Origin of the sequence: uncultured Methanobrevibacter sp. (genome assembly GCF_900314695.1) — an archaeon.
In the GTDB taxonomy this organism is placed as follows: domain Archaea; phylum Methanobacteriota; class Methanobacteria; order Methanobacteriales; family Methanobacteriaceae; genus Methanocatella.
The window spans coordinates 76,241-96,906 of the sequence record NZ_OMWD01000010.1 but is presented as its reverse complement, the minus strand read 5'-3'; the positions used below and the strand labels follow the sequence as shown (position 1 = coordinate 96,906).

Genomic DNA, 20,666 nt, shown 5'->3' with positions numbered 1-20,666 from the left:
TTATAACTCACTGGCTCGTTGAAAGTCAGTGTTACCATATATTTTGTCCTGCATTTCCTGAACTGCTAATGAAGCATCTTCTCGGGTAGCTGCTTTTTTAAATATTCTTCTAGATTTAACCTTCAATGTTTTACCGCAAACACATTTGCGGGTAGCTACACCTTCTTTTGCATATAATGCACGACCGCAGTCGCAACGGAATATAAGATACATGGTATTTTTCCCTTTAAAAATTAATAGTAATTATAATATATTAAGGATATATTATATAAAATTTTAACTACCCTCCGAAAATTTTCATGAATAGAGGTATGAAAACTTGGGATGGTAAAATTACTAAAGTTGCAATACTAACGGCTAAGTTAGTTCCAACAACGACCAATAATATTCTAAAGATATTGTTGTGCCACAAGTCCTTAAAGCTTTCTAAATGCGCTAAACTGTCAATATCTCTTTTTCTAACTTTTCTAAATTTGGCTTCGGTCAATCCTGAAAACCATCCTGCTGCAAGTAATGGGTGTATGATGGTTAATGGGGCCACTACACCTCCGATAATTGCGGACTGAATTTTTGAACCGGATACGATTGAACCGATAAATCCCATTACCATACTTATGATAATAAATTCGTATAAATTTCCGGTTATGTTTATCCCGCTAAAATATGCCAGAAAAAATATCACCACAAATAAAATTGGAATCAGTGCTAAAATTATCTTTACCCAAGGAATTCCTCCCTTTTTGTTTATGTCTTCCAATTCGTGAAGCGGTGGCAATGTTTCGGGATTGTCCAAATATCTTGTAATTCCCGGTTTATGTCCAGCTCCCACAACTGCGATAACATGGTCTTGTGGAATTTGAAGTAATTTGCCTGCAAGGTATGCATCTCTTTCATGCACAAGAACTTCATACACGCTCGGAGCTTCATCTTTAAACATTTCCATTAAATCGTCAAGGTTATCCGGATTTTTTAGCTCTTCAATATCAATTTCATCTTCTGCATCATCTCCACCAAATACGGATGAAAGAAGACTAAATAAAAATTTAGCTTTTTCCATAAATCCCATTCTATTTAAAGCTCTCTGCAGGGTGGTATTGATTTCCCTATCAATCAAAGCTATTGGTATTCCTAAATCTTCACATGCTTCAATGGCTCCAACCATTTCAGACCCAGGTTTCACATCAACATCCGCACCAACCTTTGATTGGAAATATCCAAGAAGTGTTGTGGTCAAAAATAATCCAACTTTGTTATCTTTAATTATTTGGCTGACGGATATGGTATCATCTTCTTCAATACCCATCATATCTTTTTTTAATTTTATATATCTTCCCTTATCAAGTTCAATTGCTACTACTTCAGGGTGTTGTTCATAAATGGCATCTTTTACTTCATCAACACTTTCTGATGATACATGCGCAGTACCAATTATTGTTAAGCATTCTCTTTTCATTAATAAAACACTTCTTTTATATTTATTCTTCTAATAATATTATGAAATTTAAATATATAAACTTAATTATTTGGTGTTTTCCTGTTTAATCATATTAATTTCAATAGGAATGTGATGATTTTCACTTGATATTGTATATTTGGATAGTTGTTAAATAAAGTTTTTCGCATGTGGGTGATTACTTGCTCCTTTTAAAATGTTAATGGACTATAGTAATACTATATTTCCATTTTTGTAGATTGCCACATTGTTGGTAATGTTTTTTTGAATACAATATTCAATATCCTTCTCATATCCTATTTTTGCCAAACGTTTTCCAGAGCGGGAATTGTAAAATCCTTCTTTCAGTGACTCGTCATCCCTATTAGCATTTATTGCAGCTTTTGCAAAATCATTCAACTCATATTCTTCTAAACTTTCACATATCCAGTATAAAATCTCACCTGCAGCCAAAAAGTCCTCAAGAGTGAATTCTCCTTTAACTCCTGCCATAACAACATCAATATGGCTTTCAGCCATTTTTGTTGATGCTTCTCCAACCGCTTTTGCATTTATAAGTGATCCTATGAGAACTTGGGATGTCATGTTTTCAAGGATTCGGGTTCCGTTGCTTGTTGTTAGGATTAAAATTCTTTCGTCACTGTCGTAATCCTTTAATCCGGTCGGGGAATTTCCAATGTCAAATCCTTCTATTTTTTCACCACCACGTTCTCCTGCAAGAACGCCTCTGTATTTATCCTTTAGTTTAAAACCTTCTTCGGGAGTAAAGCATGGAATTACTTTTTCATATTTGTTCAATGCAGAAATCATTGTTGTACTGGCTCTTAGGGCATCAACCATTATCGATGTATCTGTGCTGATTGATGTTTCTAGACTTAATGTGACTTTCATGATGTAATTTATTTAGATGTTAGTATATAATATATAAGCATGAAAATTATCACAACACCAATGTGTGAAGAAATTGTGCGGTTGGCGGGAATTTCAGATTATACTGTAAACAAATTTCCTGATGATGAAGAAGGGGATTTGGCTATTTTACTTTCAGAAAGTAAAACAAAAATGAATTCTTTAGCAATTAAAATCAATACATCTTCACAGATTTTTGAAAGCATAAAAGAAGTTTCTAAAATTAGCGGAAATGAACTGTCTGATGAGGAAGTATTGACATTTTTCAATGATTATGAACTATCTAAAAAATATCTTGTTTCAGATTTTAAAAGAGATATTAATGTCAAAGTCTATTCTGAATTCTTAAAAGATATTGTTCGAGATGTGGGATTCAATATAGTTTGTGAAAATTTTGATTATGTCATATATCCTGATTATTTGGAAAATAAGGTTGTGGAAGTGGATAATTTAGTTAAGATTCCTTCACATAATAATATTTCTAAAAACCCTTTTGAAAAAGTGGAAGCGAGATATTCTATTTTAGAAAGTTTAATATAATAATATAAATATAATAATTTCTAATAACACAATGAAATTGCATTTTTTTGAGAGTTGTTAATATGTATGAATCATTAACATTTACTGGTGGAGTTCACAAAAGTGAAGAAATTAAGGAATTGATAGAAGATTTAGGCGGTTTCATTCTTCAGGAAAGTATTCAACAGATGGAATTGGTTTTAAATATAGCTATCCCTATAGAAGATGTTGACAAAATTGAAGATAAATCCCGTGAACTTTTAGCAAAATTATCTGTTGCTCCTATGGCCGGTTCTGAAATAGCTATTGTTTCACCAACTTTGGCAAGGCATCACTTGCCTCATGCTGCATGTGATATATCTGAATATTTGAGGGAATTCGGTGCAAAAGATAATATGATTGGTCTTGCAAGAGGGGATGGAAAAGGAACTTCTGGAATCACCGAAGAAGAAAAAAGATTAATTGAAGAGCATGATATTGCTGTTTTTGCATTAGGCAGTTTTGAAAATTGTATCAAGGAAAAGGCTTTTTTATATGATGATATTGATATTCCAGTAATTGTTACCGGAGCTCCAGACATTTCTGTTGATGAACTTCCTGGTGCAGATGCATATGTGGGCGGTTTAGGCAGAATTCCTAGAAGGCTTAGAAGAGGTCCGGATATACGTGCACTTGATAAACTGGTGGAAACAATTGAGCAAATATTAAGTGATAGAAAACGTGAAATGGCTCTTGATGCACCATTAGTTCCATCCATTGTTGTTAAAAATGCAATTGAAAATCAAGTTAGTGAAATTAAGGATGTTATTTCTCCAACTCCAGTAACTTCACAATTGGATGGTGTTCGCGTAAAGTTAAATTATGACAAATATGCAGATCTGATTGCAGATGTTGTAATCGATGGTAAAAAATTGTCTGAACTTGCCGAAATTAAAAAGTCATTCATGTATGATTATATCTTAGTAAAAATAAATAGTGAGAGTTCTCTTGTTGAGGATTCAAACTAACTCTTTTTTTTAAATTCTTCTCATTCCAAAGAAGTTTATTGCATCCACCAGATCATTAAATTCTTCTAATTCTCTTTCAATGACATTTTCATCAGTCATGTCTATGCTTAATTCTCCATCAACGCTTAATGTATCTGGGCCACGGCCGATGAGCCTTTCAACTCCGTCAGCACTTAAAATTCTTTCAGCATCTAGTTGGTGGACAAATGATCGTCCTGGTATTATTACAGTATCTTTTATTTCACTTAAATCAAGCTTTTCCAAATCTTCTTTTGTAATTAGGCAAGCTATTTCTTTTTCACATGCAACAATATTGACATTTTCTCCTGTTTCTAATTTGGAAAATATTTTGGTGAGATACGGTTCTGCAATTTTTGAGGTAATGACTGTTGCTTCACCGGTAATCGGTTTGATAAATTGTAGAAATACTTCATTTTCATCTTTGGCTATTGCAAATGGACCTCCAGTTTCAGGGTCGCATACTGGTGTTCCGCTGACTCTAAACTTATATTCGGAATTTATTTGCTTAACAAGTTCGCCAAATTCTTCAACAGGCTGTGATTCAATGCCTTTTATGATGGGTTCGTTGCCCAATATTAACCCTTCGTTAAATGTATTTGCAAATCTCATTAAAAGCATTCCTTTTGCACCCCATTCTTCCAATGAGTTGCAGGTTTCTCTTAAAACATCACCATCATTAACGCCGGGAATAATTACTGCGGCACCTGTTAAGTCAATGTTTTCACAGAATATTTGGCATGCCTTTAGCGCTTCGGTAGGGTTGGGGTCTTTAACCCATTCCTTTCGAAGTTTGGGGTCAGATGAAAAAATAGTAAATGAAACTTCTTTAACGCCATTGTTGATTAATCTTGCAGCCATATCAGAGTCGGTTATTCCTTTTCCGCAGGTATATCCTAATACTGATGAAATTGAAAATTGGTTTAGGTTGGCAGTTAGACTTTCAAGATGTGGATAACAGCTTATATCTCCTCCGCCACTGATGTAAGCATTAATTTCGCCTTGATGTCCCATTGCCATCATCATTGCAGTTTGGACTTCATTCATAACTTCGAATGGTGCTTTAAAATCACCTTGTGTTTCGGAAACTCCTTTGCTGCACCTTTCACAACCTATTTTATTGGGTAGACAATGTGCACAGCCAAAACTTTTAACTTCTTTTACCTTTCTAAAGTAACAGTATTTGCAAAAACCGTTACAATCTCTTCCAGGTATACCTCCAACATCCGCTACAAGTTGCATATTATTTAATTTTTATTTTTATTTTATATAAAAATTCACGATTTTTTTTGGAGAAATTTCTTATTACTTTTAGTATTATTTATTACTATTGAACCTTAAAGTAATAATTTATTATTTTCTTTTATTTTTAATAATTCATGTAATTTTAACTTTATTTTTAAAAAATTAATTGTATTAATGTTTTAATAAATTTTAATGCATTTATTATCTATTTTTGTGTATATAAATAATTTTAATTAAAAATAAAAAGTATTACTTTTGGGGGTATTTTTCTTAAATCAAAAATCTTTTATTATACTTTATAAACTTTTCTAAATTATTTCATAGGTAATCTTTATATTATATCTTTTATAAAATAAAATTTGTATACCATATGGCTGGCTATTGCAATAGAACTTGCTTTGTAGCTCAACTCAATTTGGTGAAAAAATTTCACCATTGAGAGTGGTATATTAGTTAAACTCTATTTATTTAGGAGGGAAAAAATGGCAAAGTTTGATGATAAAATCGATTTATTCGATGATAGAGGCAACGAAATTGCATCTGACGTACCAATCGAAGCTATTAGTCCATTAAGGAACCCTGCAATTCAAAGCATCGTAAAAGGTGTAAAAAGAACTGTTGCAGTAAACTTAGAAGGACTTGAAAAATCTGTTAAAACCGCATCTGTTGGTGGAGACAAATCTAGAATCTTAGGAAGAGAATTAGATCTCGCTATTGTAGATAACGCAGAAGCAATCGCAGACAAAATGAAAGAAATTATTCAAATTTCCGCAGACGATGATACTGTTGTAACACCTATTTCCGGAGGAAAAAGGTTATTAGTACAAGTACCAACTAAAAGAATTGATGTTGCTGCTGAATATTCTACAGCTCCATTATCAAGCGCTTCCGCTTTAGTACAATCTGTTATTGATGTTTGTGGTGTAGACATTTACGATGCAAACTTCGTAAAAGCTGCAGTATTAGGTAGATACCCACAATCTGTAGACTACAAAGGTTCTAACATTGCAACCATGTTAGACATTCCACAAAAACTCGAAGGTGCAGGTTACGGTTTAAGAAACGTAAAAGCAAACGACTTCGCTGCTGCTACCTTGAAAAACACTTTCCAAGCTACCGCATTAGCTGCTATTTTTGAACAAACTGCTATGTTTGAAATGGCTGACGCTTTAGGTTCATTTGAAAGATTACATTTATTAGGTTTAGCTTACCAAGGTTTAAACGCTGATAACATGGTATATGACTTAGTAAAAGATAACGCAACTGAAGGTACTGTTGGTAGTATTGTACAAGCAACTATTGCTCGTGCAGAAGCTGATGGTGTAATTGCTCCTCAAGAACAATTAACTGATTTCGCTATTTACAACACTGATGACGCAGCTAAATGGAACGCATATGCTGCTGCTGGTGCTGTTGCAGCAACTATGGTTAACGTAGGTGCAGCTCGTGCTGCTCAAGGTATTCCATCTACTTTATTATACTTCAACGACAACCTCGAATTCGCTACCGGTTTACCTGGTCTCGACTATGGTAGAGCAGAAGGTGTAGCTGTAGGATTCTCCTTCTTCAGTCACTCCATTTACGGTGGTGGAGGTCCTGGTCTCTTCAACGGTAACCACGTTGTAACCAGACACAGTAAAGGATTCTGTATTCCTTGTGTAGCTGCTGCTATGTCATTAGATGCAGGAACACAACTCTTTTCACCAGAAGCAACTTCTGGTTTAATTAAAGAAGTATACAGTCAAATTGATGAATTCAGAGAACCTATTAAAGCAGTTGCAGCTGCAGCTGAAGAAATTAAAGGTGACATCTAATTAATTTAAACAAATCTAATTTGAAGGTCTAACAATGGATATTGAAATATTTCCTTACAGAGTTCTTGGAAGTGACACAACAGAAAAGTTATTGAATGACTTGGAGTCACTTGAAGATGTAAAAAGAACTGTTATCCACGGTCCAAGATTCCCAAAAGGTGAAGCAACTTTACCTCCACAGTATCAGGAACGTAGAGTTATTCAGATAAATGGGGAAGATGTTGTTTTACAAGTTAAAACAGCCAGAATATTTTTGGAAATTACTATGGAATCTACAATTAAGGAAGTAGAACAGATATGTGAAAAACACATTCCATATGGTTTTGATATTAATCAAGACAGGTCAAATTATATCAGAAAACAAAAAACTGTTACTGATAGGATTAAATATGGTAATAAAGAAATTCCTGACGAATTAGTAGGAATGACTGATCAATATTCAACATTCGAAGACCATGTGAAAATAATTAAAAAGGATGACTAGATCAATATGATAGGACGTTGTACTCACGTAGTGGATTGTAGGGAAGCAAGCGGTATGGGTAGAGGCGGAAGCCTTGCTCAAAGAGGTACTTTTGCAGAATGCGGTACTGATGTATGTGCAGTAGCTATGTCTCCAGGACGTAGGCACATTACAAAACCGGTTTGTGAAATTACATTTGGTTTACGCGAAGCGAATGTTTTAACAAGTACTATGGTTTTAAATGCTGGTGCAGGCGTTCCTCATGATGCTCCCGCTTCCGGTGGAACTTTGTTTGGACTTACTGATAAGGAAGTCGAACAAATGCGTAATTTTAAATTACTTGTTATTCACTTAGGTGGTGTTGCAAATCATATTATTTACAAAGCAAGATTAATTCTTAGGAATGTCAATAAACACTGTATAATTATATGCGAATCACCAGTTGACTGTGAAGATTTTGCTAAAATTGGCATAAAAACTTCCAAAGTCATGCCTGATGAAGGCGATATTAAAACTGCAGGAACTATTGATGACATTGTTACAGGTGTTATCCGTGGTGAAACAATTTCACAGGACAAATTAGATGAAATTATTAGAAAAGTTAAATTAGCATTAGGAGATGCATAATTATGGTACAAATTTATCCAGGTACTTCTCAGGTTGCTCAAAACAGAAGAAACTTCACTAACCCTGAATACGAGTTAGAAAAGTTAAGAGAAATTTCTGATGAAGACGTAGTAAAAATATTAGGTCACAAAGCTCCAGGTGAAGAATACAAATCAGTTCACCCACCATTAGATGAAATGGATGAGCCAGATGACAGTGTAAGAGAATTAGTAGCACCAATCGATGGTGCAAAAGCAGGAGACAGGATCAGATACATCCAATTCGTAGATTCCATGTACTTCGCTCCAGCTCAACCTTTCTTAAGAGCTAGATCTTACTTATGCAGATTTAGAGGAATCGATACCGGTACATTATCTGGAAGACAAGTTATTGAAGCAAGAGAAAGAGACATCGAAAGAATCTCAAAATATCTCTTAGAAACCGAATACTTCGATACCGCAAGAACCGGTATTAGAGGTGCAGGTGTACACGGTCACTCCTTAAGATTAGATGAAAACGGTTTAATGTTCGATATGCTCAGAAGACAAGTATTCAACAAAGAAACCGGTAATGTTGAAATGGTAAAAGACCAAGTTGGTAGAGAATTAGACGAACCTGTAGTCTTAGGTGAACCATTAGATGAAGAAACCTTAAGAGGAAAAACCACTATTTACAGAATAGATGGTGAAGCATACAAAGACGACGTAGACGCTGTAAAAGTCTGTCAAAGAATACACGTTACCAGATCCTTTGGTGCATTCAATCCTGAAGCAGGATGGTAGATAACATGGCTGATAAAAAATTCTTAGATGCAATGAAAAAGAAATTCACAGAAGACCCAACCGAAAAAAGAACCCAATTCTATAACATGGGTGGTTGGACTCAATCTGCAAAGAAAACTGCATTTGTAAACGAAGGTAAAGAAATCGCTGAAAAAAGAGGAATCCCAATGTACAACCCGGACATTGGTACTCCTTTAGGTCAAAGAGCTTTAATGTCTTACCAATTATCTACTACTGATACTTTTGTAGAAGGTGACGATTTACACTATGTTAACAACGCAGCTATTCAACAAGCATGGGATGATATTAGAAGAACTGTAATTGTAGGATTAAACACTGCACACAACGTTCTTGAAAAAAGATTAGGTATTGAAGTAACTCCTGAAACAATTACTCATTACTTAGAAACTGTAAACCACGCTATGCCTGGTGCAGCAGTAGTTCAAGAACACATGGTCGAAACCGACCCATTAGTAGTACAAGATTCCTATGTAAAAGTTTTCACTGGTGACGACGAATTAGCTGATGAAATTGACTCAGCATTCGTATTAGACATCAACAAAGAGTTCCCTGAAGAACAAGCTGAAGCTTTAAAAGCTGAAGTTGGCGGAGCTATTTGGCAAGCTGTAAGAATTCCATCCATTGTAGGAAGAGTCTGTGACGGTGGTAACACATCCAGATGGTCTGCTATGCAAATTGGTATGTCCATGATTTCTGCATACAACCAATGTGCTGGTGAAGGAGCTACTGGTGACTTCGCATACGCATCCAAACACGCAGAAGTTATTCACATGGGTACTTACTTACCTGTAAGAAGAGCAAGAGCAGAAAACGAACTTGGTGGAGTTCCATTCGGATTCATGGCAGATATCTGTCAAGGTTCCAGAGCTTACCCTGATGACCCTGTAAGATCAACCTTAGAAGTAGTAGCTTTAGGTGCTGCTTTATACGACCAAATTTGGTTAGGTTCTTACATGTCTGGTGGTGTAGGATTTACTCAATATGCTACCGCAGCATACACCGATAACGTATTAGACGACTTCACCTACTACGGTAAAGATTACGTCGAAGACAAATACGGTGACTTATGCTCAGCACCTAACAACATGGACACTGTTCTTGATGTAGGTACTGAAGTAGCATTCTACGCATTAGAACAATACGAAGAATACCCAGCTTTACTCGAAACTCACTTCGGTGGATCTCAAAGAGCATCCGTTGTTTCCGCAGCTGCTGGTGCATCTACTGCATTTGCTACTGGAAATGCACAAACTGGTTTAAGCGCATGGTACTTAGCTATGTACTTACACAAAGAACAACATTCCAGACTCGGATTCTACGGTTTCGATTTACAAGATCAATGTGGTGCAGCTAACGTATTCTCCATCAGAAACGATGAAGGTTTACCACTCGAAATGAGAGGACCTAACTATCCTAACTACGCAATGAACGTAGGTCACCAAGGTGAATACGCTGGTATTGCACAAGCACCTCACTCCGCTCGTGGAGACGCTTGGGCTTTCAACCCATTAGTAAAAATCGCATTTGCTGACAAAAACTTAGTCTTTGACTTCAGTAAAGTACGTGAAGAATTTGCTAAAGGTGCATTAAGAGAATTCGAACCTGCTGGTGAAAGAACTGCTATTACCCCAGCAAAATAGATAGAAAAACACATGATAGGTGATTAATTTCACCTATCTACCACTTTATAAAAATCAAGTTTACTTGAAAAATTCCAAAACATTTATATTTGAAGCATATAAAATATAATAATTAGTAATATTGGAAGGTATTTTTTGAGGTTTTTGATTTTGTATGGAACAAAAATCAAGTTTACTTGAAAAATTCTGAAACATCGTATTATTATAATATGGTGGATATTACGATTTCAATGATTTTTGTATGGAACAAAAATCAATTTCACGTTTATTAAATGATCAATTTAATAAAAAATATGGAGGAAAAAAATTATGGACCCTGTAACATTAGGTGTAGTTGCATTAATGGGTGCAGTTGCTACTATCGGAGGGGCTGCAGAGGACTTAGAATCTGATATTGGTTCTCAAAGTAACCCTAACTCCCAAGTTCAACTTGCTCCACAAATGGGACATTTACACCGTATGATAAACAAGGCGGCTTCTGGTGAACCAGTCGCTTATGGTGTTTGGTGTGGTGTCGCTGGTGCTATTGCAGGATTAGTTATGTCTTTAGGTATGATGCCTCTCGTAGCTATTGCAATGGGTGCTTGTGTCGCTGCTTTTGTTCACGCTATTTATACTGTTACATCCCACATGGGAAGGATTGTTGGACAATCCCAATTTGAACAACCATTATTTATGGATGTATTAACTCAATCTTTAGGACCTATTGTAGGTCACGGATTTATAACTAGTTTTTGTATTGTTGGAATTTCTTACTTGATGACCATTCCTATTAATGGTACCCCATTACACGTATTCCCATTACCACTTTTAGCAATGCTTTGGGGTATTGCTCTCGGTGCTATTGGATCTTCAACTGGGGACGTTCATTATGGTGCTGAAAGTGAGTATCAAAAATTCGAATTTGGTGGAGGAACCCCTGTAGCTATTCAAGGGGATATTGTTACTAAAGCTCCATTAGGTGCTAAAAACTCAATGGATGTAGTAAACTTCTGTGCTAAATTTGGTGGACCATTAACTGGTTTCTGTTTCGGTCTCGTTGTATTCTTTAGTTTCTGGAATACAGTAGTATTTGGAGTATATGGTGGTATTATTGTTGGTATTATAATCATTATCTTATTAATTATAATAGATGATAGATTAGAAGTATTTGCAAGAAACCAATATGGACCATATGAGGAAGAATAAGGAGGTTTCGATTATGGATCCAATTACATTAATTTTATTCATCGCTATAGGCGGTATTATGATTGGTGCAGGTGTGCACTTTATTCCTGTAGGAGGAGCTCCTGCGGCTATGGCAACAGCTACTGGTGTAGGTACCGGTACTGCTATGTTAGCTGCTGGTGCTGGTTTAACAGGACTTATTACTGCTGCAACTATGACAGGTGAACCATTCTATATAGTGGGTATAGGTGGTGCAATAGGTGCTATGATTATGATGGGTATTACTATGCTCATTGCAAACTTAATCTACATCTTCGGTGTAGGTATTGTTCCTGCTGCATCTAAAGTACCTGTAGACTGGATTACTAAACGTAATCAAGAAGCTTACAAAACCCCTGGTACTGAAGGTCACGGTGTACCTTTAACTTCATTCATAAGTGGTCTCATTGGAGGTCTCTTCGGTGGTTTTGGTGGTGGATTAGTCTACTACGGAATTTATCAAGCTGTTCAAGACAGTACTTTTGTAACTGACCCTGCTGTAAGTATTGGTTTAGCTGCTATTTTAGGTGTAGGTGTGTTCTTTATTAACTCAGTAATTGCTTCTTATAACATTGGTGGTACCATTGAAGGTATGCACGATCCAAAATTCAAAAGAATTGGAACTGGAGCAATTGCATGTGCTATCGCATCTATTGTTGTCGGAATCTTTTGTATTATTTTAACTGGAGGTATCTAAATGTCTGCTGGTGGAAGTGCTGATGGTGCAGCTGCAGGTGCAGTTAGCTCAACTCATTTATTAATTTTAGGTATTGTCGGTGGATTAATCGGTATTTACTTATCCGGTATGTTAAATGAAACTATTGGTTCATTATTCGGTGCTCTTGGTGCTGTATGCGCTATTGTTTGGGGTGCTGACGCTATTCGTAGAGTAGCAAGTTACGGTTTAGGTACTGGTGTTCCATCTATCGGTTACATGTCTTTATCTGTAGGTGTAATCTCATCTTTAGCAGGTATTAGTTTAGCAACTCTTATCAAAATGCCTTTAATAGGACCTGTTGCAGGTTTAGTTATTGCTATTATCATTGGTGCAATCATTGCTCTTGTCGCAACTAAAATTGTAGGTATGAAAATCCCTATTATGCTCCAATGTACTATTGAAATTGCAGGTGCTGCTTGTTTATCTATTTTAGGATTCTCCGCAGCTATTGCTGGTACTTTTGATATGACTGCAATTTATGAAAATGTTGTTGCAACTGGTTTTATTGCTGTATTATTTATTATGTGTACTATGGCAATCCAACACCCATTCAACGCATGTTTAGGACCTAACGAAGATCAAGTAAGAACCCTCAAATGTGCAGCATCTACTGCATTTTTATCCATGGCTATTACTGGTCTCATGTCTGTCACTACTGGTGGACTCGGTTGGTTCATTGTATTCATCGTTGGTTTAATCGGTTGGATTATCTCATTCAGAGCATTCGTACAAGCTTCATGTAATGATGCAGCTTCAACCAAATGGGCTGGATTATGGCCTAAAGTGGAAAATTAGATTAGGAGGAATTAAATATGGCTCAAATGTTACCTATGGTACAAATTGTACCTGAAATGAATTATGCATATGACCCAGTATCCGGGCTCATAAGTTCATCTTTAGGTTCAGGAATCGTACTCCTATCTATGGATGATGTAAATGAACAAGTAGCAAAAGTGGAATTAGCTGCTGATGAATTGATGGCTTCATTAGATCCATACACAAGTCCTGTTGGTTCTTTCCCTGGAAGGGAAGGTTCTTATGTTACCGCAGGATTATTAACTAACATGGTATATGGATTCTTATTAGCTTCATTTATCATATTTGCTGCATTACCTATATTACAAATATTGGGGGTTTTATAGATGGCTGATAAAAAAGCTCCTGCAGACGGCTGGCCGGTTATCAGTGGAGACTACATTGTCGGTGATCCAGAAAGCCCAGTTGCAGTAACAACTTTAGCTTCTCACATTGAAGCTGAACTTTCTGGTGCAGCTATTGCAGGTCCATGTAAAACAGAAAACTTAGGAATAGAAAAAGTAGTTGCAAACATTATTTCAAACCCTAATATTCGTTTCTTAATATTAGCTGGTGCTGAAGTACAAGGTCACATCACAGGTCAAAGTTTTAAAGCTTTACATGAAAACGGTGCAGATGCTGACAAAAAGAAAATCATCGGTGCAACTGGTGCTATTCCTTTCGTAGAAAATGTTCCTCTCGATGGTGTTGAAAGATTCCAACAACAATTGGAGATTGTTGATTTAATCGACACAGAAGATGTCGGAGCAATTCAATCAAAAATCAATGAATGTGTAGAAAAAGATCCAGGTGCTTTTGAAGAAGAAGCTATGGTTATTTCCGTTGACGATGATGGCGATGACGAAGAAGAAGGAGAAGCAATCAAAGTTGTTTCTGCTGAAACTGCTCTTGTTGAAGCAAGAATTAGGGATATAAACACTAAAATCGACATGGTCGGTGCAGTTCAAAGGAATATGGCTGGTAATTATGCAGGTAAAGTCCAAGGTATAATGATCGGATTAGCTTTTACTTTAATAATTGGAATTTTATTCTTGATTTAAGGAGGAGATGAATATGGTACAAATTTCAAATAAACCAAATATACACGGGATGAAAAACGCAGCAGATGATGCTGAATATAGTTCTAAACTCCTTGCAAGAGAAGGTAAACTATTCGCAGGTTTACTTGCAACTAGATTTAAAGGATTTGCTATTGGTGCTTGCATAGCATTACTTTTTATCGTAATTATTCCTGCACTTGCAAAAGCAATGGGATTATAAGGGGTGTTATTTATGAGTGAAGAAGATAATTCAATACCTCAAGTCATGGTTTCCTCAGATGATTTCAACCAAATTGTTGCAAAATTAGATGACGCAGAAGAAAAAGTTGATTTCACTGTAGGTGAATACTATCAACGTTTAGGCCAACAAAATGGTAGGGATGTTGGTATATTATATGGTATTATAATTGGCTTAATTATTTTAATTGTAGCCATAAAATTTGGTATAACTTCAATGTTATCTGCCTTATTATAGGAGGTTTATATTTATGTTAAGATTTGATAAAGAACAACTCGTCATTGATGTTGCTGGTATGAAAATGGGAGGGCAACCTGGTGAATACCCTACTGTTTTAGCAGGAACAATCTTTTACGGTGGACACAATATTATTAGTGATGAAAAAGAAGGTATCTTTGATAAAGATGCTGCTGAAGAAAGAATTAAAACTATGGAAGAAATGTCCGATGTAACCGGAAACCCTTGTGTTGTACAAACTTTCGGTGCTACTGCAGACGCTATGGTAAAATACTTAGAATTTGTAGGAGACGTCTGTGACAAACCTTTCCTTATAGATTCAACTGCAGCTGCTGCTAAAATTGCAGGTGTAGAATACGTTCAAGAAGTAGGATTATGCGAAAGAGCTGTTTACAACTCTTTAAGTATGGCTGCTGAACCTGGTGAAATCGAAGCTGTTAAAAACTCAGACATCGACGCATCCATTCTCTTAGGTTTCAACCCAATGAAAGCTGGTGTAGAAGGAAAAATCGAAATCTGGGAAACTGGTGGAGATGTAATTGATCAAGGTATCCTTGAAATGGCTGATGAATGTGGAATTACTAAACCATTCATGGATGTAGCAGTTACTCCATTAGGTCAAGGTGCAGGACCTGCTGTAAGAACTTCCTACGCTGTAAAAGCTAAATGGGGATACCCAGTAGGATCTGGTATTCACAACGTACCATCCGCATGGGATTGGTTAAGAGGATACAAAAAAGAACACAAAGAAGCATGGCCTGTTTGTGATATTGGTTCTAACATTGTTCAACAAATGGCTGGAGGAGACTTCGTTCTCTTTGGACCAATCGAAAACGCAAGACTTGCATTCCCTGCTTGTGGTATGGCAGATATCATGATTGCTGAAGCAGCAAAAGATATCGGTACCGAACCTGTAGAAGAACACCCAATTAACAAATTATTATAAACAATAAGGGTCCCGATTAGATGATTCATTTCATCTAATCCTTTTTTTAATTTTTTTTAACTATTTTTCGTGATTTTTTTAAAGATTTTTTTAATAAAATTTATATTATCTTAAAAAGAGATTATTAATTAACTTTATATTTTGGTGAGGTTGAATAATGTCTTTTTTAAGTAAAATTTTTAATAAAGGTCCTAAACCTATAATTGCCCATTCCAAAGATGGCAATTTGGCTACATTAAAGGCTCAGAGGGCAGGTCCTGCAAGTCCTGGTGCTGTTAAAAAGCCTGATACTTTTTATGTAACTGCTTCTGTTGAATTAGGTAACACCACTACAAAATCTATTGTAATGGCTACTAATTTAAATACTAGTGAATCTTATCTTTTGAATAAAACAGTTAAAATGACTCGTGATATTAGGCCACCTAAACCTTCAGAAGAGGTTTTTGGTAAAACTGTGTGGGGAATTGAACTTTCCAAGGAAGCTGTAACTGACTTAATTAGAGATACTGTTTTGGAATCTCTTAAAAAATGTCAAGTAGATAAGGATGAAGATTTGGATTTTGTTGTTAGATCTACTGGGGTAACTGCAGGTTTTGCAACTGCAGAAGAAGCGGGTCAACTCATTATTGCACTTGCAGATGGTTGTCTTGCAGCAGATATACCTCCTCGTAAGATGTCTCCAGCAATGAGTATTTCTCAACTTCCGGAAAGATTACAGAAACATTCTCTTTTGGAAAATATCATGTTTGATGGGGCTGTTGTAAGTGTTGTTCCTCCTAAAGGTAAAGAAACAGTTGCTAATGAAATGGAAGGTGAACTTGTTACTGCTGGAATTAAATTAGGTGCTAAATGGACTGAAGTTGATTATAGAAACCCTTGTGTTTCTTTAGATTTCGGATCAACATTGGCAGGACGTATTGTTAATGATAATGAACCTTATGCAAATACTGTTGGTAACTTTTTAGGGCTTGCGGGTGTTGTAAGCGATTCTCTTGCTAGAGGATCTGGTCAAATTGATAAGAAAAATGGAGCGGCTTTAGATTTATATGATGAAAAAGCAATGAAAAAAGCTAATCATAAAAAGGCTGAAGCTAATGCGCTTGAGGCTCATAAATTAATTGATATTCGTAAAGTTCCAATGGATGTTCAAAGGTTTGGTACTGTTCCAGTTAATCCGGTTGCTGCAGATAATGCGGGCACTACTTTAATTGGTTGTGATGTTGGTGTTAATGGGGATAAATTACCTGAATTGATGGAATTGGGTGCTCAATTCTATGATGCTGATGGTCTTCCAACCTTACTTTCAACTTTGGATTATGTTAGTACAAACATAGTTAAAAGGGTTTTGGATGTTGCATTTGAAGAAAATGTCATCGTTCCGGGCTCTGCTTTAGGTATTACAGGAAGGGCAGGAATTACTGGTAGAAAACCTGAACTTATTTTACAGGCAGTGCAAGATAAGTTTGAAAATGTAGTATTTGTTGAAGATGGTCTTGCTCTTGGTTCAGCAATCATGGCTCGTTGTATGAATTCAATGGGTACTCCTAAATTCCCTATTGGAGGAAAACAAGGGGGAAGATGCATTCTTAAAGATCGTATGAAAATGGCTGGCGGTAAATTCGCTTAAATTAATGTGGTTTATCATGATTTATGCAATTTTGATGGCCGGAGGTAGGGGAACTAGACTGAAAGTTCCTTGTGAAAAACCTCTTTTCAAATTACATGATAAACCTTTAATTAAATATGTAATTGATAATGTTAATCAATCTAAATTAATTGATAAATTAATTATTGCAGTCAGTCCCAATACTCTTGAAACAATCGATTACTTGAATTCCCTTGATGATGATTTTCAAATTTTGGATACGTCAGGGGATGATTATTTGACTGACTTGTCATTTATCTTGGATTATTTTGAAAATCAATCCAGTGAAGATATTTTACTTTTTATTAATGCAGATTTGCCATTTATTTCAACAGAAACTATAGACTATGTTTTAAAATATTATTTGAAGTCTGATAAAGATGCTTTGTCAGTTCTTGTTCCTGTTGAGATTTTTGAAGATTTGGGACTTGAATTTACTTATGAATTTAATGGCAATGTGCCTTCAGGCTTAAATGTTTTAAGAAGTATTAATATAGTTCAGGATGAAGACCAGTTAATTATTCCAAAAGCCGAACTGGCTTTAAATATCAATACTATTCCCGATAGCAAAGTTGCTGAAAAATTATACAATCAATATTATGTTTAAATATAATGAAGTTAAATATTTATATAACTAAATTTAATTTTTACTAGGTGAGTTCATGGAAAATAAACAAATTCCAAAAAGAGAAGAAAAATTATGGAGTGAAATTAAAAATTATCAGGTTGCTACCAATAATGCTCGCATCCTTGGTGTTTTGGATGAATTAATTATCAACGAAAAAACCGGTAAAATTGTTGATATTGCTATTAGAGTTGAAAGCGACCGTAATATTCATGTGAAAGGTGCTAAAAGAAATGGTGACTTATTGTTAGTTCCTTTTGCTAAAGTCGAAAAAGTTGGCGAATTTATTATTGTAACTGAATAATTCAGTTATCTCTTTTTTTATTTATTATTATCTTATTTTTAATCTCTTTTTATATATTGTGTTAACTATTTATATTTAGTAGATTAAATTTATATTAGTATAACAAATTCATATTTATTTTTAAGGTGATTATATGTTGCTTGAAATAGAAAATTTAGGCGTTGAGGTGGCTGGTAAAAGAGTTTTAAAAGATATCAACCTTTCAATTGAAGAAGGTGAAACTCATGTTCTTTTAGGACCGAATGGTGCTGGTAAAAGTACTTTATTTTTAACTATTTTAGGTTTTCCACAATATAACGTGGTTCAAGGATCTATTAAATTTAAAGGTCAGGATATTACTAGTTTGACAACTGCTGAAAGAGTAGAATTAGGTATTGGTGTAAGTTTTCAAACTCCTCCATCCATTAGGGGAGTATCAGTAAGAGATTTATTAAAAATAGTTTCTAATCAGGATATGGATGAAGAATTGAATCCTAGGATGCAAGAATTAGCTAAACAACTTAAATTCAGCGATGAATTTTTGGATAGGGATGTTAATTTAGGATTTTCCGGTGGTGAAGTAAAACGTTCTGAAATTTTACAGTTATTGGCTCAAATGCCTGATTTCACTATGTTTGATGAACCTGATTCAGGTGTAGATATAGAAAATGTAGAATTGTTGGCTTCTGAAATAGGAACTTTATTGGATAAAGATAAACCACAACGTTCAAGAAAAAGAAGTGGTCTTTTAATTACTCATTTAGGTTATATTTTAAATTTTGTCAGTGCAGATAAAGCACATGTTTTAATAGATGGGGTAATTTCTTGTTCTGGAAATCCTTCTGAAATTTTAGAAGATATTAGAAAAAATGGTTTTAATGGATGTGTTGAGTGTGCGCAATGTTTATAATGATGCAGAAAGAGCAAAAGATAAAAAGGCAGCTTTAGGTGCTGATATTACCATTGAAAATTTCACTGATGAAACTGTCAATGCTTTGGATATGATTGATGATTTGGATGATTTGAATAAACAAACCAAAAAAGACCTTTTAAAAGTCGGTGTTGACACTGAAGAAAACAACAGGTCTGGATCATTTTTACAAGTTGATCAAAGTAATATTTTTACCAATAACTCCATGTCTGACTCAATTGAGGTAATGAATATTGGTGTTGCATTGGATAAATACAGTTGGGTTGAAGATTATCTTTGGAATGTTGTCAAACCGGATGCAGATAAGTATACTGCAAAAACTGCACTTCGTGAAGAAAAAGATGGCGTAAAAAGCGGATACTTTGTAAGGTCCCTTCCTGGAACTAAGGAAGTAATGCCGGTTCAGGCTTGCATGTTCATTAGCGATACTGACATTATGCAAACTGCACACAATGTTATTATTGCCGAAGAAAACTCTGAACTACATTTGATTACAGGATGTGCGACAGGCAGTGACATTTCATCTGCAATGCATGTTGGTGTTTCTGAAATGTACTTAAAACCAGGTTCTAAAATAACATTTACTATGGTTCATAATTGGGCTGAAGAAGTGGAAGTACGTCCAAGAACTGGTGTTAAATTAATGGATGATTCAACTTATATTAACAATTATATCTTAACCAGTCCTGTAAGCACTATCCAGTCATTTCCTACTGCATATTGTGATGGTAAAAACTCTAGAGCTATTTTCCAAAGTATACAAGGCGGTAAAAAAGATTCCATTATTGATGTAGGTTCAAGAGTCTTATTGAATGCTGAAGGTGCTAGAGGAGAAGTTATATCAAGAGCTGTTGCTCAGGATGAATCCAAAATATATGCTAGAGGTCATTTGGCTGGAACTGTACCTGATGTTAAAGGTCATTTGGAATGTCACGGATTGGTTTTATCTGATGATAGTTTCATTTATGCGGTTCCTGAATTGGAAGCAAGCTCTGCAAATCTTGAAATGTCTCACGAAGCTGCTGTAGGTAAGATTTCTGAAGATGAAATCAATTATTTAACTTCCAGAGGTATTAAGGAAGAAGATGCTGAATCCATGATTGTTAGAGGATTTTTGAACATGGATATTACAGGGCTTCCTGATGAATTGGCTGAGCAAACTCAGAATATGATTGATATGAGTCTCGATGGAATGTAATTCCATCTAATTTTTCTTTTTTTGTCTTTATTTTTCTTATTTTCGAAAATTTGTTTTATAGTATATAAACTTTTTGGCTTATTTTTCTAAGTAACCTTTATATTAATTATTAATGAAATATATTAATCAGTACATAATGTTATGCTGAGCTAGCTCATTACGTACATAAAATTGTGATTTTAAGGCGTACCTAAACATGTATTCCTTAAAAAAAGATTTTAAAATTTTTTAAAAAACTTTAAAATTGGTTTTGAGAAACAAAAGTTTTTCAAAATTGTAAAAAATATTTTATAGAGGAGGAGAAAC

General features: G+C 35.2%; 24 protein-coding genes. 20 read left to right on the top strand and 4 right to left on the bottom strand.

Features of this window, described 5'->3' with window-relative positions; genetic code table 11:
• The 3 genes from QZN45_RS04725 to comB form a co-directional block, all read right to left on the bottom strand.
• Complete coding sequence (locus QZN45_RS04725) at window positions 1-213, bottom strand: DUF1922 domain-containing protein (RefSeq protein WP_292609740.1); 213 nt, start codon at window positions 211-213, stop codon at window positions 1-3.
• Window positions 214-280: 67 nt separating this feature from the next.
• Window positions 281-1,453 (bottom strand): TraB/GumN family protein, encoded by a 1,173-nt coding sequence (locus QZN45_RS04720; protein ID WP_292609741.1) that lies wholly within the window; start codon window positions 1,451-1,453, stop codon window positions 281-283.
• A 207-nt stretch (window positions 1,454-1,660) separates the two neighbouring features.
• On the bottom strand, window positions 1,661-2,344 hold the full coding sequence (gene comB, locus QZN45_RS04715; protein ID WP_292609742.1) for a 2-phosphosulfolactate phosphatase: 684 nt from the start codon (window positions 2,342-2,344) through the stop codon (window positions 1,661-1,663).
• Window positions 2,345-2,383: 39 nt separating this feature from the next.
• Between comB and QZN45_RS04710 the strand changes: the two genes are divergently transcribed.
• Together QZN45_RS04710 and QZN45_RS04705 are read left to right on the top strand one after the other, a co-directional pair.
• Window positions 2,384-2,902, top strand: a complete 519-nt coding sequence (locus QZN45_RS04710; protein WP_292609743.1) for a hypothetical protein — start codon at window positions 2,384-2,386, stop codon at window positions 2,900-2,902.
• A 62-nt stretch (window positions 2,903-2,964) separates the two neighbouring features.
• Window positions 2,965-3,888, top strand: a complete 924-nt coding sequence (locus QZN45_RS04705) for a methanogenesis marker 7 protein (protein WP_292881359.1) — start codon at window positions 2,965-2,967, stop codon at window positions 3,886-3,888.
• 9 nt (window positions 3,889-3,897) lie between these two features.
• On the opposite strand, the gene mmp10 is transcribed toward QZN45_RS04705, so the two are convergent.
• A complete protein-coding gene (mmp10, locus tag QZN45_RS04700) occupies window positions 3,898-5,148 on the bottom strand; it encodes a methyl coenzyme M reductase-arginine methyltransferase Mmp10 (RefSeq protein WP_296801211.1) in 1,251 nt (416 codons plus the stop codon).
• 485 nt (window positions 5,149-5,633) lie between these two features.
• On the opposite strand from mmp10, the gene mcrB reads away from it, so the two are divergent.
• The 18 genes from mcrB to QZN45_RS04610 all read left to right on the top strand — a co-directional run bounded on the left by mcrB (window position 5,634) and on the right by QZN45_RS04610 (window position 20,360).
• Window positions 5,634-6,965 carry a coenzyme-B sulfoethylthiotransferase subunit beta gene (gene mcrB, locus QZN45_RS04695; protein ID WP_292881365.1) on the top strand — a complete coding sequence of 444 codons (1,332 nt, stop codon included), beginning with the start codon at window positions 5,634-5,636 and terminating at the stop codon, window positions 6,963-6,965.
• Window positions 6,966-6,999: 34 nt separating this feature from the next.
• Window positions 7,000-7,449, top strand: a complete 450-nt coding sequence (mcrD, locus tag QZN45_RS04690) for a methyl-coenzyme M reductase operon protein D (protein WP_292881368.1) — start codon at window positions 7,000-7,002, stop codon at window positions 7,447-7,449.
• Between the two features lie 6 nt (window positions 7,450-7,455).
• Window positions 7,456-8,055, top strand: a complete 600-nt coding sequence (gene mcrC, locus QZN45_RS04685) for a methyl-coenzyme M reductase I operon protein C (RefSeq protein WP_296811382.1) — start codon at window positions 7,456-7,458, stop codon at window positions 8,053-8,055.
• 2 nt (window positions 8,056-8,057) lie between these two features.
• Complete coding sequence (gene mcrG / locus QZN45_RS04680; RefSeq protein WP_296811380.1) at window positions 8,058-8,816, top strand: coenzyme-B sulfoethylthiotransferase subunit gamma; 759 nt, start codon at window positions 8,058-8,060, stop codon at window positions 8,814-8,816.
• 5 nt (window positions 8,817-8,821) lie between these two features.
• Window positions 8,822-10,477, top strand: a complete 1,656-nt coding sequence (gene mcrA / locus QZN45_RS04675; protein WP_296811378.1) for a coenzyme-B sulfoethylthiotransferase subunit alpha — start codon at window positions 8,822-8,824, stop codon at window positions 10,475-10,477.
• A gap of 309 nt (window positions 10,478-10,786) precedes the next feature.
• Window positions 10,787-11,665 (top strand): tetrahydromethanopterin S-methyltransferase subunit E, encoded by an 879-nt coding sequence (gene mtrE / locus QZN45_RS04670; protein WP_292606069.1) that lies wholly within the window; start codon window positions 10,787-10,789, stop codon window positions 11,663-11,665.
• Window positions 11,666-11,678: 13 nt separating this feature from the next.
• Window positions 11,679-12,380 carry a tetrahydromethanopterin S-methyltransferase subunit D gene (gene mtrD / locus QZN45_RS04665; protein ID WP_292606071.1) on the top strand — a complete coding sequence of 234 codons (702 nt, stop codon included), beginning with the start codon at window positions 11,679-11,681 and terminating at the stop codon, window positions 12,378-12,380.
• A complete protein-coding gene (mtrC, locus tag QZN45_RS04660) occupies window positions 12,381-13,196 on the top strand; it encodes a tetrahydromethanopterin S-methyltransferase subunit MtrC (protein ID WP_292606073.1) in 816 nt (271 codons plus the stop codon). It begins immediately after the preceding gene.
• Between the two features lie 17 nt (window positions 13,197-13,213).
• A complete protein-coding gene (locus tag QZN45_RS04655) occupies window positions 13,214-13,543 on the top strand; it encodes a tetrahydromethanopterin S-methyltransferase subunit B (RefSeq protein ID WP_292606075.1) in 330 nt (109 codons plus the stop codon).
• Entirely contained in the window at window positions 13,544-14,257 is a 714-nt protein-coding gene (gene mtrA / locus QZN45_RS04650) for a tetrahydromethanopterin S-methyltransferase subunit A (RefSeq protein WP_292606078.1), read from the top strand. It abuts the gene before it with no gap.
• A gap of 13 nt (window positions 14,258-14,270) precedes the next feature.
• Window positions 14,271-14,477, top strand: coding sequence for a tetrahydromethanopterin S-methyltransferase subunit F (locus QZN45_RS04645; RefSeq protein WP_296851901.1), 207 nt, complete (start codon window positions 14,271-14,273; stop codon window positions 14,475-14,477).
• Window positions 14,478-14,489: 12 nt separating this feature from the next.
• The gene (gene mtrG, locus QZN45_RS04640; protein ID WP_292606082.1) at window positions 14,490-14,732 is read left to right on the top strand and encodes a tetrahydromethanopterin S-methyltransferase subunit MtrG; all 243 of its coding nucleotides are present in this window, start codon (window positions 14,490-14,492) and stop codon (window positions 14,730-14,732) included.
• Window positions 14,733-14,745: 13 nt separating this feature from the next.
• Window positions 14,746-15,678 (top strand): tetrahydromethanopterin S-methyltransferase subunit H, encoded by a 933-nt coding sequence (gene mtrH / locus QZN45_RS04635; protein ID WP_296811370.1) that lies wholly within the window; start codon window positions 14,746-14,748, stop codon window positions 15,676-15,678.
• Window positions 15,679-15,835: 157 nt separating this feature from the next.
• The gene (locus QZN45_RS04630; protein WP_292606086.1) at window positions 15,836-17,305 is read left to right on the top strand and encodes a methanogenesis marker 14 protein; all 1,470 of its coding nucleotides are present in this window, start codon (window positions 15,836-15,838) and stop codon (window positions 17,303-17,305) included.
• A 16-nt stretch (window positions 17,306-17,321) separates the two neighbouring features.
• On the top strand, window positions 17,322-17,930 hold the full coding sequence (locus tag QZN45_RS04625) for an NTP transferase domain-containing protein (RefSeq protein ID WP_292606088.1): 609 nt from the start codon (window positions 17,322-17,324) through the stop codon (window positions 17,928-17,930).
• 55 nt (window positions 17,931-17,985) lie between these two features.
• Window positions 17,986-18,252: a PRC-barrel domain-containing protein gene (locus QZN45_RS04620; RefSeq protein WP_292606090.1), complete on the top strand. Its 267-nt coding sequence runs from the start codon at window positions 17,986-17,988 to the stop codon at window positions 18,250-18,252.
• A gap of 133 nt (window positions 18,253-18,385) precedes the next feature.
• Window positions 18,386-19,141 (top strand): ABC transporter ATP-binding protein, encoded by a 756-nt coding sequence (locus QZN45_RS04615; RefSeq protein WP_292606092.1) that lies wholly within the window; start codon window positions 18,386-18,388, stop codon window positions 19,139-19,141.
• Window positions 19,110-20,360: a SufD family Fe-S cluster assembly protein gene (locus QZN45_RS04610; protein ID WP_292606094.1), complete on the top strand. Its 1,251-nt coding sequence runs from the start codon at window positions 19,110-19,112 to the stop codon at window positions 20,358-20,360. Before QZN45_RS04615 ends, QZN45_RS04610 begins: the two co-directional genes overlap by 32 nt.
• Window positions 20,361-20,666 lie beyond the last annotated feature (306 nt).

Bases quoted from the DNA above. Each gene is read 5' to 3' on its own strand.
- QZN45_RS04610 (WP_292606094.1), top strand. From the start codon at position 19,110: ATGGATGTGTTGAGTGTGCGCAATGTTTATAATGATGCAGAAAGAGCA.
- QZN45_RS04720 (WP_292609741.1), bottom strand. From the start codon at position 1,453: ATGAAAAGAGAATGCTTAACAATAATTGGTACTGCGCATGTATCATCA.
- mtrD (WP_292606071.1), top strand. From the start codon at position 11,679: ATGGATCCAATTACATTAATTTTATTCATCGCTATAGGCGGTATTATG.
- mtrA (WP_292606078.1), top strand. From the start codon at position 13,544: ATGGCTGATAAAAAAGCTCCTGCAGACGGCTGGCCGGTTATCAGTGGA.
- mcrC (WP_296811382.1), top strand. From the start codon at position 7,456: ATGATAGGACGTTGTACTCACGTAGTGGATTGTAGGGAAGCAAGCGGT.
- QZN45_RS04625 (WP_292606088.1), top strand. From the start codon at position 17,322: ATGATTTATGCAATTTTGATGGCCGGAGGTAGGGGAACTAGACTGAAA.
- QZN45_RS04705 (WP_292881359.1), top strand. From the start codon at position 2,965: ATGTATGAATCATTAACATTTACTGGTGGAGTTCACAAAAGTGAAGAA.
- QZN45_RS04615 (WP_292606092.1), top strand. From the start codon at position 18,386: ATGTTGCTTGAAATAGAAAATTTAGGCGTTGAGGTGGCTGGTAAAAGA.
- mtrH (WP_296811370.1), top strand. From the start codon at position 14,746: ATGTTAAGATTTGATAAAGAACAACTCGTCATTGATGTTGCTGGTATG.
- QZN45_RS04620 (WP_292606090.1), top strand. From the start codon at position 17,986: ATGGAAAATAAACAAATTCCAAAAAGAGAAGAAAAATTATGGAGTGAA.
- mcrD (WP_292881368.1), top strand. From the start codon at position 7,000: ATGGATATTGAAATATTTCCTTACAGAGTTCTTGGAAGTGACACAACA.
- QZN45_RS04710 (WP_292609743.1), top strand. From the start codon at position 2,384: ATGAAAATTATCACAACACCAATGTGTGAAGAAATTGTGCGGTTGGCG.
- mtrC (WP_292606073.1), top strand. From the start codon at position 12,381: ATGTCTGCTGGTGGAAGTGCTGATGGTGCAGCTGCAGGTGCAGTTAGC.
- mcrB (WP_292881365.1), top strand. From the start codon at position 5,634: ATGGCAAAGTTTGATGATAAAATCGATTTATTCGATGATAGAGGCAAC.
- QZN45_RS04725 (WP_292609740.1), bottom strand. From the start codon at position 213: ATGTATCTTATATTCCGTTGCGACTGCGGTCGTGCATTATATGCAAAA.
- mtrG (WP_292606082.1), top strand. From the start codon at position 14,490: ATGAGTGAAGAAGATAATTCAATACCTCAAGTCATGGTTTCCTCAGAT.
- mcrA (WP_296811378.1), top strand. From the start codon at position 8,822: ATGGCTGATAAAAAATTCTTAGATGCAATGAAAAAGAAATTCACAGAA.
- mmp10 (WP_296801211.1), bottom strand. From the start codon at position 5,148: ATGCAACTTGTAGCGGATGTTGGAGGTATACCTGGAAGAGATTGTAAC.
- mtrE (WP_292606069.1), top strand. From the start codon at position 10,787: ATGGACCCTGTAACATTAGGTGTAGTTGCATTAATGGGTGCAGTTGCT.
- mcrG (WP_296811380.1), top strand. From the start codon at position 8,058: ATGGTACAAATTTATCCAGGTACTTCTCAGGTTGCTCAAAACAGAAGA.
- comB (WP_292609742.1), bottom strand. From the start codon at position 2,344: ATGAAAGTCACATTAAGTCTAGAAACATCAATCAGCACAGATACATCG.
- QZN45_RS04655 (WP_292606075.1), top strand. From the start codon at position 13,214: ATGGCTCAAATGTTACCTATGGTACAAATTGTACCTGAAATGAATTAT.
- QZN45_RS04645 (WP_296851901.1), top strand. From the start codon at position 14,271: ATGGTACAAATTTCAAATAAACCAAATATACACGGGATGAAAAACGCA.
- QZN45_RS04630 (WP_292606086.1), top strand. From the start codon at position 15,836: ATGTCTTTTTTAAGTAAAATTTTTAATAAAGGTCCTAAACCTATAATT.